Genomic DNA, 17,839 nt, shown 5'->3' with positions numbered 1-17,839 from the left:
GGTACCTATCAGCGCGCTTGCGACAGGCTGGAGAAGTTCACCGCCGCGCTGATGGTGATCAGCAGCTGGCTGGCCACGCGGCAATCGGTGACGGGCGCATGCCGTTGGCGGCTGGCGGGCAGGTGGGGCAGCTTGGGCCAGACCATGCGCTGGTAGCAGGTCTTGAACAGGGACTGCATGCCGCTCAGAAACTGGCTGCGCTGCGCGTGGCTGGCGAACAGCGGTTTGCCATGCTGCATGGAGCACTCCATCAGCGCGGCAGACACCCAGGGCTCGGGGTGCAGCTTGCTGTGCTCCTCGTCGTGCGCCAGCGCCTGCAGCTGCTGCCAGGCGGCGTGCAGCCATTGGCTGTCTCCATCCAGCGCGCTGTGGTCGGGGGCCTGGCCTTCCGAAGGCTGCTGTCCGCTCTTTTGCAGGCTTTGCAATGCTAGTTGGGCCCAGGGGGCGGAGGCGACCGCACCACGGCCCGCCTTGCCATGGAGCTGCTGCGACAGCAGGCCGATCAGGTCGCGCAGCGGCGTGGCGCAGCCGGCGCCGGGGTAGAGGTGGACATACTGCACCAGCACGATCAGGCTCATGGCCTTGAGCAGGTCGCTGCCGCATTCATGCAGACTCCAGCGCTGCATTTGCTCGACCTGGTAGGCGATGGCGCGGTGCACGGTCATGGACGAGGCCTCCGTGGGCCCGCCTTGGCGCTGGGTGAGCAGCAGCGCGTAGCTGATGCCCAGGTGGTCGATCAGGGTGCTGGCTTCGGGCCAGCTGCCATCTTCGCTTTGGCTGCGGGCCAGCAAGTCCTGGGTGGCCTGGTAGATGGCGGATGCGGCACTGCCATGGCTGTTGCGGGGAGCAGAAGGGTCGTAGCGCGGGAGGGTGCGCATCTCGCCGAGCGGGCTGATATGCAGGCCCTCCAGCAGCAGTTGCCAGCGGCCTTGGGTGCTGGCGGGCACCGGATCGCTCAGCAGTTGCAGGCGAGCGAGGGAGCGCGTCATGCGGTGGCTGAGCAAGGCGAGCATCTCGGCGCGCTCCTGCGCATTGTCGGCCAGGCTCCAGGATTTGCTCAGATCCGCCAAGGCATCCTGTGGGTCATCGCCGGGCAGCGGCAGCACGGCTGTGGCCCAGTCAATGCGCAGCTCCACGCTGCTGGCGTTGAAAGCCCAGGCCCATTGGCGCAAGCGGGCGGCTCCTTCATCCCAGGCGGCCGCTATGCTGGGCTGCTGGATGCTGAAGCTGGTGATGGGCAGGTTCTGCGCGGTGATGGTGAAGAACATCAGGCAGCCCGCATAGGGCTTGGGCAGATCGACAGCCTGCTGCGCCACAAAGCGCGCCGCCAGGTTCAACTGGTGGGCGAGGCCCGGTGCGCAGTGCACCTCCATGCACTGGTGGCGCTCTAGCGCTCCATCGAACAGGGTTTCGCAGACCTCTGGGCTGAGCAAGGGAGCGTTTTGAGTCATGTGCAGGTCTCCGGGCAAAGGGCTGGCCGATGGGTAACTGCCCAGGCCTTGCGCTAAGTTGTGCAACTCCCGTGCCAGTGCAGCACCCTGTTTTTGTTACATCTCTGAAATTTCAAAGTGCATTGTTTTGTATATATATTTTTGTTTTACATGGGCAAGCCATTGTGTTGGAGTGGCTGTTTTTGGCCCAGTTGTTACGGAGGTGTTACGTAACGTTCCTGTGTTGTGCCGGGAGCGTTTAGCCCTTTGGCGGCAGGCCCTTGGCGCAGCTCGGGTCTGTATAATCGGCCGGTTTTGACCGCTCACCTGGCGCGGCTTTTGTGGCCAACAGGCAAGCAAGATTTCTGGCTGTTTTCTGCGGCTTTGGTCCACTGCAACGAGAAACTCCCCCCATGCAAAGTGCTTTTCCAGCGCGTTCTTCCCTGCGATTCCGGGTGCCCGTCTTCTTTCGCCAGCGCTGGGCGGCGGTCTGCGTAGGCTTGCTGATGGGAGGCAGCGCATGGCAGGTACAGGCCGTGCCCACATCGCCTGCGGTGAACGAGGTGGCGCAGTTGCTGCAGCAAGGCAAGGCCGCACAGGCCGCCAAAGAGGCCGATGCCTACCTGCGCAAGCAACCCGCCGATGTGGAAATGCGTTTTTTGCGCGGCGTGATTGCCACCGAGCAAAAGCAGCATGCGCAGGCGATCAAGATCTTCCAGCAACTGACCCGCGATTACCCGGGCATGCCCGAGCCCTATAACAACCTGGCCGTCCTCTATGCCGCTGATGGCCAGGACCGCAAGGCCGCACAGGCGCTGGAGCAATCGATGCGCACCAGCCCCAGCTACACGACGGCGCACCAGAACCTGGGCGATCTGTATGCCCGCATGGCCAGCGACGCCTATGCCAAGGCGCTGCAGCTGGAAGGCGCGCCCAAGCCAACGGGTCCCCAACTGGCGTTGATTACGCAGATTGTTCCGGCCTCGCTTGCCAACGGAAAGAATGCCCTGGTGCAGGCCCGTGCGGATGTGCCGCCTAAACCTGTGGCGCCGCCTCCACCTCCGCCACCAGCACCAGCACCTGCGCCTGCACCCGCTCCCGTGCCAGCGCCAGCCCCACCACCGGCCCCGATTGCAGCCCCCAAACCACCTGTGCCTAGCCCTGCACCAGCTGTAGTGGCCCAAGCGGCACCCACGCCTGCTCCGGCTCCCGCCAAGGCAGCAGCGGTGCCCGCTCCGGCGCCGGCACCTGCAGCGACGCCGGCCCCGGCGCCCAAGGCTGCTCCGGCACCTGCGCCCACGCCAGCAGCCGCTCCAGCGCCTGCCGAGCCCGCCAAGGCTGTGGCCGCCGCTCCGGGCGCCAAGCCGGCAGCACCGGTGGCAGAAACCAAGCCCAAGCCAGCGCGGGATACCGCCAAGCTCGATGTGGAGCGCGTCGTCAACAGCTGGGCCACGGCCTGGGAGAAGAAAGACATGCCCGGCTACTTGGCCGCCTATAGCGACCATTTCAGCCCGGCCGGTGGCGGCAGCCTGAGCGCCTGGAAGGAAGAGCGCCGCCAACGCATCGTGGGCAAGCAGGCCATTGTGGTGAATGTGCGCAACCTGCAGGTCAGCGTCGATGGCGAGCAGGCAACGGCCAAGTTCCGCCAGTACTATGCGGCCGGCTCGCTCAAGACGACGACCCGCAAAACCTTGGTGATGCGCCTGGAAAAAGGCCATTGGCGCATCCTGCGCGAGACCACCGGCGGCTGACCAGTAAAAGCAGCTCAGGCTATGATCGCCGCTGGTCCGCACAGAAGTCAGTAGAAGGAATCACAGGCAATGCCTTTTTGCAAGCAGTTTTGGCTCAGCGCAGCCTGGGTGGCAACGGCGGGTGCGGCGTTGGCCGCAGGCGCGCCCGCCACGCCGCGGGCTGCTGCGCAAGCCAATGCAGCGGCTGCGGCCAAGCCCCGCCAGCCTGATGCCGAAGAGCGCCTGGTGCAGATCATTGCGCTGGTGCAGAACCAACAGCTGGACCAGGCCTTGCAGGCAGCCGCCAGCCTGACGGCCGATGTGCCGCATTTTCAGGCGGCGCAGCTGGTGTATGCCGATCTGCTGCGTTTTCGCTCTGGCCAGCCGGGGGCGTTGACGCCAGCAGCCGTGGCCCAGCGTGCCATGCTGCTGCCGGTGAAACATGCGCCTGCTGCGCCAGCGGATGCGGTGGCTTTGGCCAACGCCGCCGCCAGCGCCCAAGGTGCGCAAACGCTGGAACAGCTCCAGGGCCTGCAAGATGAGATCCGCCGGCGCATGCACAGCAGCCAGGCGCTGCCCGCTGCCGGCCAGGTGCCGTCGGAGTTTTTGTCACTGTCGCCCAGCGTGCGCCAGGTCATTGCCATTGATGCCAGCCAGTCGCGCCTCTACCTGCTGCGCCATGACAAGGGCCAGTTGCAGCTGGTGGACAGCTTTTATGTCTCCGTCGGCAAGCTGGGCGTGGGCAAGCTCGAAGAGGGCGACCAGCGCACGCCGGAAGGCATCTACTTTGTGGGCCGCCAGATTGCGGGCCCGCGCCTGCCCGAGTTTTATGGCAAGGGTGCCCTGACCCTGAACTATCCCAATGACTGGGACAAGGCCATGGGCCGCTCGGGCAGTGGCATCTGGCTGCATGGCGCGCCGCCCGACCAGTTTGCGCGTCTGCCCCAGGCCAGCGATGGCTGTGTGGTGCTGGCCAACCCTGATTTGATTGCGCTGATGCGCACGGTGGACAAGTTGACGCCGGTGCTGATTCGCGAGCAGCTGAAGTGGGTGGCGCAAAGCGATGCCTCCCACCGCCAGAACACCGAGGCCTTCACGGCCGTGCTGCAGCAGTGGCACCAGGCCTGGATGCAGGACGATCCCCAGGCTGCTTTGCAGCTGGCCACGCCGCAATGGACTACCTCGGCCGAAGGGCAGGCCTGGCAGACGCGCATGGCTGGGTTGTTCAAAGGCCGCAAGGTGGAGTTGCAAGATATTTCCACCTACGGCTGGAAAGACGACAAGGGCGAGATCCGCGTTGCCAACCTCAAGCTCAAAAGCCGCGAGCAAGCGCAGCCGCTGTCGCTGCGCCAGTACTGGCGCAAGGTCGGCAAGGATTGGCGCTTGTTCTCCGAGGACCTGCAAAACCAGAGCTAATCGCTCCGCCCCATGCAAAAGGCCCAAACCGAAGTTTGGGCCTTTGTGTTTTGGGGGAGACCTGGCTGTGCGCCAGGTCCCCGTGCGATTGTTTATTGCTGTGAGTCCGGGTCGTCCAGCAGCTGCTGGCGCAGCTTTTGGTCTTCGGTCATCTCAAACCACATGGCGTTGAGCACAGCAAACGCGGCGGCCAGTGGCAGGCCGAGAATCCAGGAGAAATACCACATATGCAAATCCTTTCTAGGTGCGGCTGCGCTCAGTAAGCGTGGCCGTTGCCGTCATTGATGTCCTTGGCATTGACCTTGCCCCACAGCACCGAGTAGACCCAGCTGGTGTAGGCAACGATCAGCGGAATGAAGACAGCGGTGCAGACCAGCATGATGAACAAGGTCATGTGGCTGGAGGACGAATCCCAGACGGTCAAGCTAAAGCGCGGATCGACCGACGAAGGCAGGATCATCGGGAACATCGAGGCGCCGACGGTCAGGATGATGCCGGCAATGCCCAAACCGCTGCTGATCATTGCCACACCTTCCTTGCGGGCGCGGAGCAGCACGGCAGCGAGCAGGCTGCCCACCACGCCCAGGATGGGCGCTGCCATCGTCCAAGGGTACTGCTGGTAGTTCTGCATCCAGGCGCCAGGGGCGTGGGCTGCGGTCTTGAACAGCGGGTTGGACGGGCCGGTGGTGTTCAGCACCGAGGTGATGCGGTAGCCGTCCACAAACTTCCACAGCACAATGCCGGCCAGCACAAACAACACGGCGGTGAGGACGGCCGAGATGCTGCCCACGGTGCGGGCACGGGCGGCGATGGCGCCTTCGGTCTTGATGCACAGCCAGGCTGCGCCATGCATCAGCAGCATGCTGACGGAGATCAGGCCAGCCAGAATCGCAAACGGGTTGAGCAGGCCAAAGAAGCTGCCGTCGTAGTGGATGTACAGCTCCGGCGTGAGGCGGAAGGGCACGCCCTGCAGCACATTGCCCATGGCCACACCGCAGATCAGCGCAGGGATAAAGCTGCCGGCAAACAGTGCCCAATCCCAGCGGCTGCGCCAAGTGGGGGATTCGTTCTTGCTGCGGTACTTGAAGGCAACGGGGCGCAGGATCAGGCCGATCAGGATCACGAACATGGCCAGGTAAAAGCCCGAGAAGGACACCGCATACAGCTGTGGCCAGGCGGCAAAGATGGCGCCACCGCCCAGCACCAGCCAGACCTGGTTGCCTTCCCAGGTGGGGCCGACGGAATTGATGATGACGCGGCGCTCCAGGTCGTTCTTGCCCAAGAAGGGCAGCAGCATGCCGGTGCCCAGGTCAAAACCGTCCATCACCGCAAAGCCGATGAGCAGCACGCCCAGCAGCACCCACCAGATGACACGCAGGGTGTCGTAGTTCAACAATGTATGCAAGATCATGGTGTTACTTTCCTGAATAGGTAGGTTGTGCCGTGGCGATCGAGGCATAGCTCAGCGGCTGCGGGTCGCGCTGCTCGGGCTCCAGCTCGGGGCCTTTTTGGATGGCCTTGAGCATCAGCTTCATCTCGATGATCAGCAGCACCGTGTACAGCGCCACAAAGCCCAGGATGGTGATCAGCAGGGTGGTGACGCCCAGGTTGGACGCGGCCACGGCCGTGGGCAGCACGCCTTCAATGATCCAGGGCTGGCGGCCAAACTCGGCCACAAACCAGCCGCACTCGATGGCGACCCAGGGCAGCGGGATGGACCATACCGCTACCCACAGCAGCCAGCGGCGGTTTTCCAGCTGGTCGCGCGACGCGAGGTAGAAGAACACGGCCGTCAGCACGATGAAGAACATGCCCAGCGCTACCATGATGCGGAAGGTCCAGAACAGTGGCGCGACCTGGGGAATGGTGTCCGACGCCGCCCTGGCGATCTGTTCGTCGGTGGCCTGGCGTGGGTCATCCACATAGCGCTTGAGCAGCAGTGCATAGCCCAGCGACTGGCCATTGGCTTCGAACTGTTCCTTCAACTCAGGCGAGATGGTGGTGGTGGAGCCAGCGTCGCGGATTTTCTCCAGCGCGTCATAGGCCTTGATACCGTCACGGATCAGCACCTCCGCATGCTTGACCAGGTCGTTGATGCCCTGCAGCTCGGTATCGAGCGAGCGGGTGCCGATGAGGCCCATGGCCCATGGGATATGGATGGCGTAATGGGTCTCGCGCGCTTCCTGGTCGGGAAAGCCAAAGGCGGTGAACGCGGCCGGTGCTGGCTCGGTCTCCCACATGGCTTCGATCGCGGCGAGCTTCATCTTCTGGTGTTCACCCGACAGGTAGCCGGATTCATCCCCCAGCACCACGACCGACAGCGAACCGGCCAGGCCAAAGGCGGCGGCCACGGTCATCGAGCGCTTGGCCAGTGCCACATGGCGGCCCTTGAGCAGGTACCAGGCCGATACGCCCAGCACAAAGATGGAGGCGCAGACATAGCCGGCCGACACGGTGTGTACAAACTTGGCCTGGGCCACCGGGTTGCTCAGCACGGCGGCAAAGTCATTGACCTCCATGCGCATGGTCTGCGGGTTGAAGACAGCTCCCACGGGGTTCTGCATCCAGCCGTTGGCGATCAGAATCCACAGCGCCGACAGGTTGGTGCCGATGGCCGTAAGCCAGGTGACCATCAAGTGCTTGACGGGCGAGAGCTTGTCCCAGCCAAAGAAGAACAGGCCGACAAAGGTGGCTTCGAGGAAGAAGGCCATCAGCCCCTCGATGGCCAGCGGCGCGCCAAAGATATCGCCGACATAGTGGCTGTAGTAGCTCCAGTTCATGCCGAACTGGAACTCCATCACCAAGCCGGTCGCTACGCCGATGGCGAAGTTGATACCGAACAGCACACCCCAGAACTTGGTCATCTGGCGCCAGATGACGCGCCGGGTCATCACATAGACCGTCTCCATAATGGCGATCAGGATGGACAGCCCCAAGGTCAGGGGAACGAAGAGAAAGTGGTACAGGGCTGTGAGTGCAAACTGCAATCTTGATAGCCCGACGATGTCGAGATCCATGAACTGGTCCTTCCGTGTTGTAAGTGCTCGATCTGATAGAAAAACTACGTGGGTTCCAAACCGTCAATCAGTGCTGGGGTGGCAATCTCCGTCCATGTCTAGCCCGGTCGCAGGCGCTGCAGCAGGGCATCAAACGCTGCCGTGCCTTGGCGCGCCTGCTCCAGGCGTCCTTGCAAGGGGTCGATCCATACGATGCGGTCGGCATGGCGTGCCTCGCGCTGCAAATGGCTGGCCATCACGATGGCTCCGTGGTGGCTGGCGCTGCCGCTGCGACTGCGCGCTGCATGCCACTGGGCGATAGCGGTCATCACCTGGTTCGCGGTCTGGCGGTCCAGGCCTTCTGTGGGTTCATCCAGCAAGGCCAACGGCCCTGGGTGCAATAGCAGCCGGGCGAGGGCCAAGCGGCGCGATTCGCCCCCTGACAAGCCCGCGCCCTGGCTGCCCAAGGGGGTGTTCAGTTGCTGGGGAAGCGCGCGGATGACCTCGGCCAATCCTGCCGTTTGCAGTGCGGCCCAGAGTTCGTCATCGCTGGCATCCGGCCGGCCCAGGCGCAAGTTATCGGCCACGATGGCCTGGAACAGCTCTGTCCGCTGGGGCAGGCTGGCGCAGGGCAGGCGCAGCACCTGGCCGGCACTGGGCGCCAAGTCACCGCCAATCAGCGCCATCAGGCTGGATTTGCCCGCGCCGCTGGGCCCTGCCAGCACAAGCCATTCGCCATCGGCGACTTGCAGATCGAAGTGCTGCAAAACGGGCGCAGGGCTGCCGGGGTGTTGGATGCTGACGGCCTGCATGTCCACGGCCAGACCCGCTGCGGGCGCACTGTTTTCGGGGGCGGTGGTGGGCACGTCTTCCAACAGCGGCGCAATGCGGCGTGCGGCCAGCAGGGTGCGGCTGGCCTCGATGGCGCCGCGACGGATATGGGTGAGGGGTTCGAGTGCCGCGAGCAGCAGCAAGGTGGCGAGTGCAGCAATCGGCGCACCGATCTCGCCGCGCTGTGCCAGCCAAGCCGCGCAAAGCAGGGCCGCAGCGGTAGCGAGGTGGCCGACCATCGCCATAGCAATGGCGACATTGGCTTCGAGCCGGTTCAGCCGAATATCGGCGGCATACTGCTGGCGCTCCGCAGCCGCAATGCGTGCCATTTGGCGCTGCAGGCCGCCGGCCATCACCAGCTCGGTCTGGGCGCCCACGGCATCGATCACCGCAGCCCGCAACTGCTCCCCCGCAAAACTGCGGCGCAGCGAGGTCATAAAACCATGGCGAACACACCAGGCCACGCAGGCCAGGCCACCAGCCAGCACCATGGCGCCGACGAGCAGGCCGCTTTGCCAGTTCAGGAAAATCGTCAAAGCCAAGGCGGTCAAGGCGGCGCTGACCAGCAGCGACACCGCTGGCGTCAACAAGCGCAAATACACGGCATCCAGCGCATCAATATCGGCGGTGAGGCGGTGCAGCAAGCGGGCAGGGCGCTGGCGCAGCGCCAATGCCGTGTCAGCAGCGGCCAGCCGCGAGAACAGCTGCACCCGCAAGGCCGCTAGCACACGCAAGGTCGCGTCATGCGTCACCACCCGCTCGCTATAGCGCGCACCGGTGCGCAGCATCGAGAAAAAGCGCACGCCGGCACCGGGTGCAAACACATCAAACACCACCGCCGTGGCCGTTGACAGCCCCGCGACATAGCTGGCCGTGAGGAACCAGCCCGACAAGCCCAGCAAGGACATGCCGGCACACACCGTGATGGCCGCCAGCAAGCTGCCCAGCAGCATGCGCCGGCGGTAAGGCGATTGCGCAAACAGCAGGACGATGGGGCGCAGGGCGTTCCAGGCTTTCATGCAAGGCTCCCTGCTGCGATGGTGCTGTTGGCAACCGTGTTTGCATCGCTGGTCCGGTCTGTCGGTTGGCTGCCATCGAGCGACAGCAGCCGGTCCATGCAGGCGGCCAACAGCGGATCATGGGTCGCTACTACCAAGGTCGCACCGCGAGCTGCCAAGTCCAGCAGGCCCTGGCGCACAAAGGCTGCCGTCTCGGCATCCAAATGCGCGGTGGGTTCATCGGCCAGGATCAGCCGGCAACCGGGGGTGGCGGCCGCGCGTGCCAGGGTCAGCCGCAGGGCCTCGCCACCCGACAGGCCCAGGCCGCCGTCGCCCACGACCGTGTTGCCACGCAGTGCCAGCACCGGGCCCAGCGCCGCGCTCCGCACGGCTTGTTGTAGCGCGTCGTCATCGATATCGCGGCCCAAGCGGATGTTGTCCACCAGGCTGGCGGCCAGTACATGGGGCTTTTGTGCCACCCAGGCCATGCCGCTGCGCAGGCAGTCGGCATGCGCTGCATCCATGGGTTGGCCATCGATGTGAATGCTGCCAGCGCTGGGGGCAGCCAGACCAGCGATTAGCGCCATCACCGTCGATTTGCCGCTGCCGCTTTCGCCCCACAGCGCAACGCGCTCGCCGGGTTCAATCGTGGCGCTCAAGGCGCTGATGACCAGGGGGCTATCGGCGCTGTACTGAAAGCTAATGCCGTCAATGGCCAGTGCAGCCGCTGTGTTGGCGTTGGCAGCGCTGTCTGGGTGACCATCGCCAGCGCCCACCAGTTGTGGCCCCGGCTGCTGCAGCGCGAGCAGCGCCTGCTCAGCGGCCACGCCCGCTGCCTTGTCATGCCACACGGCAGACAGCTCGCGCAGCGGCTCAAAAAACGCGGGGGACAGCAGCAGTACAAACATCGCCTGCGCCAATCCCAAAGTGCCGCCCCAGCTGCCAAATGGGATCTGCCCCAGCAGGTGAAAACCGACATACACCGCAACGAGGGCCACGCCCAGCGCAGAAAACAGCTCCAGCACGGCAGACGACAGAAAGGCAATCTTGAGTACCGCCATGGTGTTAGCACGCAACTGGTCCGCCGTGCTGGCCAGCTGCTGCGCAACTTGCGAGACGGCACCCAGCCCGCGAATACTGGCCAAGCCTTGCAGGCGATCGAGCAAAAACTGGTTCAGGTTGCCGACATCCTGCAAATGCTTTTTGCTGGCCGCCTCAGCCCGCCAGCCCACCAGCGCCATAAAGATCGGGATCAAAGGCGCTGCCACCAGCAGCACCAACCCGGCGACCCAAGAGAAGCTGAACACACAAACCAGAATGACCAGCGGCACCACCATGACCTTGGTGCGCGCCGTCGTGTAACGGGCAAAGTAGGGCGTGATGTGGTCAGCCTGCTCGTTAAGCACACTGGCCGCCAGCCCGGCCGATGGGCGCTGTGGATGCAGAGGTGAGTGCTGTGCCAATGCCTGCAATGCCAGCAGCCGCAGCTGCTGCGTATGGGCACGCGCCGCCGCAAAAGCGCGCCGTATCCCATAGCCATCGATCAGCGCCCGCAGCAAGCCCAGCGCCAGGAACAGGGCGCAAGCCTTGGCCAGTGTCGACCAAGCCGCTTGCTGGTGAATCGCTTCAATTCCCCAGGCAATCACCGCCGCCTGCGGCAGCCATAACAAGGCCGCCACCACCTGCCACCACGCACCCTGTGCAGAGGGGCGCGTTGCCACAGCAGGGCTGCTGGCGGAAGGGTTGGCGCGGGTGGATGGCATGAGAAAAGTTTTTAGTTTTCAGAAATTCTTGAAAGTATTGTATCTCCAAGATACTCATTAATTCAATTTATCGAATAGCTGATACGAACTACGCGGGTCGAAGGCGTTGCACTGGTCTGCCAGCGTTGATGCGTAAATTGCTACGAAATTCAGAGCATCAAAGGCTTTAGAAACATAGACAAAGCAGAAATTTCCGCAAAGCCAAGAGTCTTCGATCCTGGCTGCAGCACGGTGCGTCGGGCCCGCTTTGCCAAGAGCTTGAGCCGATTGTGTTGCGTAGAGTGTGAACAGAGCTTGCTGTAAGTCAAGAACAGCGCGGGTTCTCCCTAGGTGGTGTGAGAGGGGGGCGGGGGGCGTTGTTTGGGGGCGACTGGGGTGCAAATAAGTCAGTGCGCAATGACTGGAGGCGCAAGCCTGATAGGTGGCCCGAGGGTCTTGCGGGCCTGAGGTTGGCTGTGGATCCTCTGCAGAACCCCTGCCATGGTCTGAACGCGGTCTCGGGCGATCCGCTGCGTTGTCTTCCTTGTCAATAGCTACGGCTCGACTGCAAAAGACGCCTTGCGTCTCATCCCGATCCGCATCCATCCCGCTTGGCGAGGGTTCTGCAGAGGATCCCTAAATGCTGCGCGAGCGCGTATTTCAGCCGCCTGTACACCCGCAAGTGAACTAATTTGGTCACCGCTTGATACGAATATGGGGTCAATGAGGGATGACGCTCTGTTTATGACCTATGGGGAGCAAGCAGGGATGTCACAAATTGGGCTAGCTGATGCCTGGTGGCAGCCATGTTTGAGTCGCATGCACCGCGATTTTTGCGGGGTCCGAGGTGTTAGTAAAGGCTTGGATAGTAAACCCTGGTTGCTAAAAGAATCATGCCTGGCAGTCACCAAGCACAGGTGAACTAGAACATATATGCCCTTTACGACTGGGTAAGCATCAGGTCAAAGAGAGGTGGCGCAGCAGGGTAAAATTTATCTCCCGAATTTTTTCAGTTGATAACCTAATTGGGTGTTTTTGAATTCCGATTGTAAGTTGGTGTCAGTATTTTATCTCTTTATTTGATAATAATCACAACTAATGATTATTGAAGATTTGACTGTGATTAAAAATGATATTAAATTACGGATCGTATGGCTGAGATGAAGCTATAAAAAGTTTTTGTCGGTGTGAAGTCGAATTATTAGTGAGGCTGGAGACATCGCCTCCCGCTGCCATTGGGGAAATTCATGCCTGCTGTGCGAGTCAACTGCGATTCTGGTGTTGCACTTCAATTTTACGGGGGCAGGGTAAACAGCTGTGATCCCCAAAAAGCTATCTTCAACCAAGAAAATTCTTTACACTTTAACTAGTCCGGTATAAGCCTCACTCAATCAGCTTTACATTTTTTAATAGGCGCACGAAAGGGTTATATGATAAGTAATTGCATTAAATTTATTATCTCTCCTTTTTTTATTTCAGTTGGCTGTATTCATAGCTTTCCGGCTTTGGCGGCTCCAGGCGTGCCGGCTGATCCGTTGGTGGTATGGCATGAGGATTTCCAAAATTTACCGACTCCGACGCCAACGTCAAATGTCACTGATTTGCTTGTCTATCAGGGCTTGAACCCTGCGAATCAGGCTTACACGGCAGATCCGCCTTGGACCATGTCTTCGAACATGTGCAATGGAATTTTGGCCGCATTCAATCAAAATCCTGATTCAGCCATAGGAATAGCTGCCTGTGCAGGTATTAAGAGTAGTTGGAACTCCTCACAGCAGTTAAGTCAAGCGCTAGGAGTTTTGAGAGGCCAGGATATAAACAATACTTCTCGCAATAATTATGCGGTGACTGCATTTACAGTTGGGAGTCCAGGTCCTGATTTAATAATTTTTAGAACGGATAGAAATATCCCCTTGGTCGCCAGCAAACGATTTATCATAACGTCAATAGACACGGCTGTAATTAACTGTCACGCTGGGCATCCATTATTGCGATTTTCATTTATTGATCAGAATGGTTTAGAGATAGATATTTCTCGTAATGTTGTGGATGCCTGCACTAATGGTTCTCGTGTGCCATTTAGCGCTCAAGGAAATAATTTAGCTGGTTCTGCAATAGCAGGAATTTTAAATTCTCCAGCAGCCTTTAAATTTACAGGAAGTTCAGTCGGGTATATTATCCGTAATACTCAGGGATCTGGGGATGGAAATGATTTTGCATTCGATAATGCGCAAATTTTGGATGCTACTCCTCAACTTGACAAAGGATTTGATCCACCGTTGGTAGAGTTGGGGAATTCCTCCAGCATAGTCTTCACAATAACCAACACCAGCGATCTTCTAGCAAAGGAAGCTTGGTCTTTCACGGATTCACTCTCCTCAGGTCTCACAGTTTCAGGTGCTCCGACCACTACCTGCCCCGCAGCGTCGACAAGTATTTCAGCACCCATAGGAGCTGATTCTATTTCGGTTACAAGCAGCTTATCTAATCGTATGGCATCATGCACCATTACAGTGCCTGTAATAGCAGCTGCTGCTGGCATTTATTTGAATAACCAAGATAATATTAGCGAGTACGAATTTATCAATCCACCACTTCCAGATACCACGAATAGATTAGAAGTGACACCTTCTGCCGACATGCAGGCAGGTTCTTCGCTGCCTACCCAAGTCAGCGCTGGGCAAACCGTTACTGGCACCATTGCTTGCCTGAATGCGGGGCCTGGTGCAGCAGAGTCCGCAACATGTGGAATTTCTGGTCTTCCAACCGGTGCAATGACCAGTTGTAGACCCACCGTTCCCACGGCTGCCCCACTAGCTGCATCTAGCGCGATCTCTTGCAACGTCAGCTTTGTAGCTCCCGCTGCTGGCTCCATTGCGTCAACCATTACTGCAAGCAGCGCAACTCCTGATCCGCTTCTAGCAAACAATGCAGTCTCCTATCACGCAGCGATCGCGCCCGCTGCAGATATGCAAGCGAGCGCTTCGCTGCCTAATGCTGTTGTCGAGGGGCAGACTGTAACTGGCAGCATTGCTTGCCTGAATGCGGGACCCAGTGCAGCGGAGTCTGCAACATGTGGGATTTCTGGACTTCCAGCTGGTGCAACGACTAGCTGTACACCAACGGTTCCCACTGCTACGCCACTAACTGTATCCAGCGCGATCTCTTGCAACGTCAGCTTCGTAGCTCCCGCTGCTGGTTCTATTGCGGCAACCATAACTGCTGGCAGCGCAACTCCAGATCCAGAATTAGAAAATAATTCCATTCCCTATGCGGCTTCAATTAATAAAACACCTGTGATCACAAGCGTGCCCACATTGAATAAATGGATGATTACTATGCTTTCCCTGATTTTTGGGGTAATTATTCTGCTGAGGTTTAAGCAGAAATGAAATAGTGAATACTCATCCGAAGCATATTATCGCGCTAGGGATGCTCTGCAAAACCCTCTCCAAAGGGGATGGGCGCGGATAGGGATGAGCCGCAAAGGCGTCTTTTCCAGTCGAGCCTTAGCTATTTACAAGGAAGACAACGCAGCGGATCGCCCGAGACCGCGTTCAGACCACGGCAGGGAGTTTTGCAGAAGGTCCCTAAGGAAACTCTGCCAAACTCACTGGCCCCCAAAGCCACTGGCCCCCAATACCACTGGCAGGTCTGCATTTGCAGCCCAGTCCATGCTACGTGTCACTCTGCTGCTGCAGTGGCTCAACCTCTCTGGCCTCACTGTGGGAAAATCGCTTTATGACATCTCCGTCTTTGCCAAGCTTGATCCGAGCATCAGCACCATGCCCGATGAGAGCACCATCTAGCGCTTCAGGCACCTCTTGAAAATCAAATAACTAGGCTTGCAGATTCTCGCACTGGTCAATGCCATCCTGGCGACAAGAATCTGCGCTTACGAAACGGCACCTTGGTCAATGCCGCTTTGACTTTAGTAGCGCTCAGCTCCACTACAAATGCGAGCGGCTAAAATCTCCAAGCGATAGTTTGCGCTGGCCATTCTGTAGCTGGTATGAAAACTGCTGCTGGGAGTCTAGGTATGCGTACGTTTGCAGATGCCCCAGAAGGGCAAAAATCTGCAGGTGCGGCTTGAATTATCTGTAAAACCGCCCAGATATGGCTATACCAGCGGTTATCCATTCAGTGTTTCTTAATTCAGTGGATTTGCAGGCGACTGAGTAGTCGGATGACATTCAACATCAAAATATCAAAAGATACGAAGTGTGAAAATGGATTTCACTACGAAATAGACATCGGCGCGCATCGGGAGGTAGTCCCTATCATGACCACCAGATGGTCACCTGAAGCCTACAAAAGGCAATGGGTGGAGGCGCTTGAATTTCTTGTGGCATCCCGTTCCAGTCGATGTGCTCTTATCACATGCATTCAGCCGGAATCTGTTAGCTATGGAATTACCTATTGGGCCTTATTCAGAGAGGGTGATTTTGTTTATTTTCAAGAGAGATTTATTCGTTATGGTTATAGACGATTTCTCATCTCGCCCATGACGGTAGACAGGTATATGCCCGATAGAATGGAAGGTACTTTCGAAGAATACAGCCAAATATCAGAGTGGGTTCTGCCAATTTCAGATATTCAGAAATTCTTGTTGTCTATAAATGATGGGTATTTTCAAAAACATCATTTGTAAGCTTAATTAATTTCTCAACTGTATTGGCGCCGTGCAAAGCTGCACGGTATGAGAAATCATCGTCCTCCCCAAGATGGACTACATTGGACCTTTACAGCTGCCATCATCCATAAGGGGCATAAAAGTAACAGTGGTATGTTGAGCTTCAAAACGAACGAATCTTGTATCGATGCCTTGGCTCTCGAAGAGCTCTTTTGCTTTAGATAAATTCTCTTTTTGGGCTGTGATAACCATGCGGTTTATTTTGTAGTCAATCTGCGATCCGGCGATGTACTGGTTGTTGTTAAATTTTTTAATAACCACTTGCTTGTGAAACCTCTGCAGCTCCGCCATGCTGTATCGGACGTATGTGATATGCAGCATTTGCTGAATCTCTGGATCCAGCTCTACCGGTGATGCCAAGCCCATCACCAATTTACCATCTTTGCCCAGCCACATGCCTGCGTATTTATCTCCGGCTGCTTTGAAAATTGCGGCGCATTGGCTTTCCGTTGGGGCGAAAGGGGTAAATGCATTGGCAGCAGAGTGGGCGGCGAGCAGGGCAAAGGTAAGGGCAACGGCGGCGACAGTTCTATGCATGTGGATTTGCCTGGTGACCGGTGTTTTCTGCATTGTTTGGGTGTGCTGCGCCAACTCCGTGCTCTTGTTGCTCCAGTTTCTGCAAGACCCAATGAATATGGCTACGCAGCGCATACAACTCATCCGCATACGACAGCGGCACGGTGATTTTCTCCACCTTGCGGCTCAGCGCCAGCAGCTCGGCCTGGATGCTGGCACGGTCGGGGTTCGGCTGCTCCATGTCGTGCTCGATCGCGCGCAGCTGGCCGTACCACTTGAAGACGCGGGAGCGCACGCGGAACTGGTAGAGGGGTGGCACCACGCGGGATAGCGGCAGCATAAAGGCCAGCAAGACGCCCAGCACCAGCCACATGCGCTCGACCAGGTTGGCCATCCAGAAGGGCAGGTAGCGCTGCAGCAGCGGAGCGGGCTCGTTGATGGCGCGTACGCCCTCGGGGGCGACGGCCAGTTCGCTGCTGCGGGTGTTGGGAAAGTCGCGTGCCCGGTTGAACCAGCCTGCCTGGCTGTGGATGCCCTGCGAGGCCTGGGCAAAGAGCTGCTTGATGGCAGGGTGGGTGTCATCGCGGGCGAGCAGTGAGGTGGTGGATGCCAGCAGGTGCACGTTTTGCGGCGGCAGGTTGGCGGCGAGGTCCACAATGCCGCGCGGCAGGGTGACGGGGCTCAGGAACTTGAACTTGCGGCCATAGGCCTCGTTTTGCGGAAAATCCATCAGTTGCACGCCTGGGGTTTTCAGCAGCATTTGCACCATCGGCGATTCGGGTGCGGAGACCAGCACCAGTGCATCGATCTTGCCGGCCAGAAACTCGACGGTGGCGGGGGTCTCAGTCAGGTGTGTCACCCGCAGTTTTTCCAGGCCCAGGTGGTTGGCCTCCAGCAGTTGGTTGAAGAGGTTGGGCACGCCGCTGCCGGCGGTTCCCACATTGATGCGCCAACCGGCCAGCTGGGTGAGGCTGTTCAGGTGCGGGCGCTTGGTCAGGCGCTGGGCAGAGTCTGTGCGGTAGAACAGCCAGACGGGTTCGACAAACAGCGCGCCGAGGGAGGTCAGGCTCTCTTGGTCGTCCTCGGTCAGTTCGGCGGTGCCGCCTTGCACAAAGGCCAGATCGACCTTGCCCTCGCGCAGCAGCTGCAGGTTGTCGAAGGAGCCCTCGCTGCCGACCAGGTCCACCCGGATTCGGTTTTTAGCCAGCGTACTGCGGTACTGCTCGCCAAAACTGGCATAAGCGCTTTGGGCCGGGCCGGTGGCCAGCTTGACCTGCGAGGGCGGGTTGGGCTTGAGCCACCAGTAGGCCCCGATGATCAAAGCCACAGCCAGGATCACCAGCGGGCCGCCGGAGACCACGGCATCGCGGATATTGAGCACCAGGGTGATGAGGGTTTGGCGCAGCCCGTAGGCTTTTTGGCGCATGGACGTGGAGCGGTCACCCATGGTCTGTGGTGGGCTGCCCGGGCAGCGCAGTTGGAATGGC

Annotated in this window: 13 protein-coding genes; 5 read left to right on the top strand and 8 right to left on the bottom strand. The window is 59.4% G+C overall.

All coding sequences use genetic code 11. From position 1 onward, the window contains the following. Positions 1-8: 8 nt before the first annotated feature. Positions 9-1,451 (bottom strand): hypothetical protein, encoded by a 1,443-nt coding sequence (locus HS961_RS15265; protein WP_182323398.1) that lies wholly within the window; start codon positions 1,449-1,451, stop codon positions 9-11. Positions 1,452-1,843: 392 nt separating this feature from the next. Between HS961_RS15265 and HS961_RS15260 the strand changes: the two genes are divergently transcribed. Together HS961_RS15260 and HS961_RS15255 are read left to right on the top strand one after the other, a co-directional pair. After that, a complete protein-coding gene (locus HS961_RS15260; RefSeq protein WP_238347622.1) occupies positions 1,844-3,181 on the top strand; it encodes a tetratricopeptide repeat protein in 1,338 nt (445 codons plus the stop codon). A gap of 69 nt (positions 3,182-3,250) precedes the next feature. Continuing rightward, positions 3,251-4,576, top strand: a complete 1,326-nt coding sequence (locus HS961_RS15255) for a L,D-transpeptidase family protein (RefSeq protein ID WP_182323396.1) — start codon at positions 3,251-3,253, stop codon at positions 4,574-4,576. A 92-nt stretch (positions 4,577-4,668) separates the two neighbouring features. Here HS961_RS15255 and cydX read toward each other — a convergent pair whose 3' ends face one another. The 5 genes from cydX to cydD all read right to left on the bottom strand — a co-directional run bounded on the left by cydX (position 4,669) and on the right by cydD (position 11,164). After that, a complete protein-coding gene (cydX, locus tag HS961_RS15250) occupies positions 4,669-4,803 on the bottom strand; it encodes a cytochrome bd-I oxidase subunit CydX (RefSeq protein WP_182323395.1) in 135 nt (44 codons plus the stop codon). 29 nt (positions 4,804-4,832) lie between these two features. Continuing rightward, positions 4,833-5,987 (bottom strand): cytochrome d ubiquinol oxidase subunit II, encoded by a 1,155-nt coding sequence (gene cydB / locus HS961_RS15245; RefSeq protein WP_182323393.1) that lies wholly within the window; start codon positions 5,985-5,987, stop codon positions 4,833-4,835. Positions 5,988-5,991: 4 nt separating this feature from the next. After that, positions 5,992-7,593: a cytochrome ubiquinol oxidase subunit I gene (locus tag HS961_RS15240; RefSeq protein ID WP_182323391.1), complete on the bottom strand. Its 1,602-nt coding sequence runs from the start codon at positions 7,591-7,593 to the stop codon at positions 5,992-5,994. A gap of 98 nt (positions 7,594-7,691) precedes the next feature. After that, entirely contained in the window at positions 7,692-9,422 is a 1,731-nt protein-coding gene (locus tag HS961_RS15235; RefSeq protein ID WP_182323389.1) for an amino acid ABC transporter ATP-binding/permease protein, read from the bottom strand. Continuing rightward, complete coding sequence (gene cydD / locus HS961_RS15230) at positions 9,419-11,164, bottom strand: thiol reductant ABC exporter subunit CydD (protein ID WP_182323386.1); 1,746 nt, start codon at positions 11,162-11,164, stop codon at positions 9,419-9,421. The genes HS961_RS15235 and cydD overlap by 4 nt, the downstream gene beginning before the upstream one ends. A 1,409-nt stretch (positions 11,165-12,573) precedes the next feature. Here cydD and HS961_RS15225 point away from each other — a divergent pair. From HS961_RS15225 to HS961_RS15220, 3 genes are all read left to right on the top strand, one after another. Continuing rightward, entirely contained in the window at positions 12,574-14,535 is a 1,962-nt protein-coding gene (locus HS961_RS15225; RefSeq protein ID WP_182323384.1) for a hypothetical protein, read from the top strand. 282 nt (positions 14,536-14,817) lie between these two features. After that, complete coding sequence (locus tag HS961_RS23725) at positions 14,818-14,952, top strand: hypothetical protein (protein ID WP_272956273.1); 135 nt, start codon at positions 14,818-14,820, stop codon at positions 14,950-14,952. A gap of 377 nt (positions 14,953-15,329) precedes the next feature. Continuing rightward, positions 15,330-15,794, top strand: a complete 465-nt coding sequence (locus HS961_RS15220; protein WP_182323382.1) for a hypothetical protein — start codon at positions 15,330-15,332, stop codon at positions 15,792-15,794. Positions 15,795-15,872: 78 nt separating this feature from the next. On the opposite strand, the gene HS961_RS15215 is transcribed toward HS961_RS15220, so the two are convergent. Continuing rightward, positions 15,873-16,373, bottom strand: a complete 501-nt coding sequence (locus HS961_RS15215) for a hypothetical protein (protein WP_182323380.1) — start codon at positions 16,371-16,373, stop codon at positions 15,873-15,875. After that, complete coding sequence (locus HS961_RS15210; RefSeq protein ID WP_238347621.1) at positions 16,366-17,799, bottom strand: TAXI family TRAP transporter solute-binding subunit; 1,434 nt, start codon at positions 17,797-17,799, stop codon at positions 16,366-16,368. The genes HS961_RS15215 and HS961_RS15210 overlap by 8 nt, the downstream gene beginning before the upstream one ends. Positions 17,800-17,839 lie beyond the last annotated feature (40 nt).

It is taken from the genome of Comamonas piscis (genome assembly GCF_014109725.1).
Lineage (GTDB): Bacteria > Pseudomonadota > Gammaproteobacteria > Burkholderiales > Burkholderiaceae_C > Comamonas > Comamonas piscis.
The sequence above is the reverse complement of the archived record's forward strand: the minus strand, read 5'-3'. Positions and strand labels throughout refer to the sequence as shown.

Coding starts and splice junctions, on each gene's coding strand:
- HS961_RS15265 (WP_182323398.1), bottom strand. CDS start 1,451: ATGACTCAAAACGCTCCCTTGCTCAGCCCAGAGGTCTGCGAAACCCTG.
- HS961_RS15260 (WP_238347622.1), top strand. CDS start 1,844: ATGCAAAGTGCTTTTCCAGCGCGTTCTTCCCTGCGATTCCGGGTGCCC.
- HS961_RS15255 (WP_182323396.1), top strand. CDS start 3,251: ATGCCTTTTTGCAAGCAGTTTTGGCTCAGCGCAGCCTGGGTGGCAACG.
- cydX (WP_182323395.1), bottom strand. CDS start 4,803: ATGTGGTATTTCTCCTGGATTCTCGGCCTGCCACTGGCCGCCGCGTTT.
- cydB (WP_182323393.1), bottom strand. CDS start 5,987: ATGATCTTGCATACATTGTTGAACTACGACACCCTGCGTGTCATCTGG.
- HS961_RS15240 (WP_182323391.1), bottom strand. CDS start 7,593: ATGGATCTCGACATCGTCGGGCTATCAAGATTGCAGTTTGCACTCACA.
- HS961_RS15235 (WP_182323389.1), bottom strand. CDS start 9,422: ATGAAAGCCTGGAACGCCCTGCGCCCCATCGTCCTGCTGTTTGCGCAA.
- cydD (WP_182323386.1), bottom strand. CDS start 11,164: ATGCCATCCACCCGCGCCAACCCTTCCGCCAGCAGCCCTGCTGTGGCA.
- HS961_RS15225 (WP_182323384.1), top strand. CDS start 12,574: ATGATAAGTAATTGCATTAAATTTATTATCTCTCCTTTTTTTATTTCA.
- HS961_RS23725 (WP_272956273.1), top strand. CDS start 14,818: ATGCTACGTGTCACTCTGCTGCTGCAGTGGCTCAACCTCTCTGGCCTC.
- HS961_RS15220 (WP_182323382.1), top strand. CDS start 15,330: ATGACATTCAACATCAAAATATCAAAAGATACGAAGTGTGAAAATGGA.
- HS961_RS15215 (WP_182323380.1), bottom strand. CDS start 16,373: ATGCATAGAACTGTCGCCGCCGTTGCCCTTACCTTTGCCCTGCTCGCC.
- HS961_RS15210 (WP_238347621.1), bottom strand. CDS start 17,799: ATGGGTGACCGCTCCACGTCCATGCGCCAAAAAGCCTACGGGCTGCGC.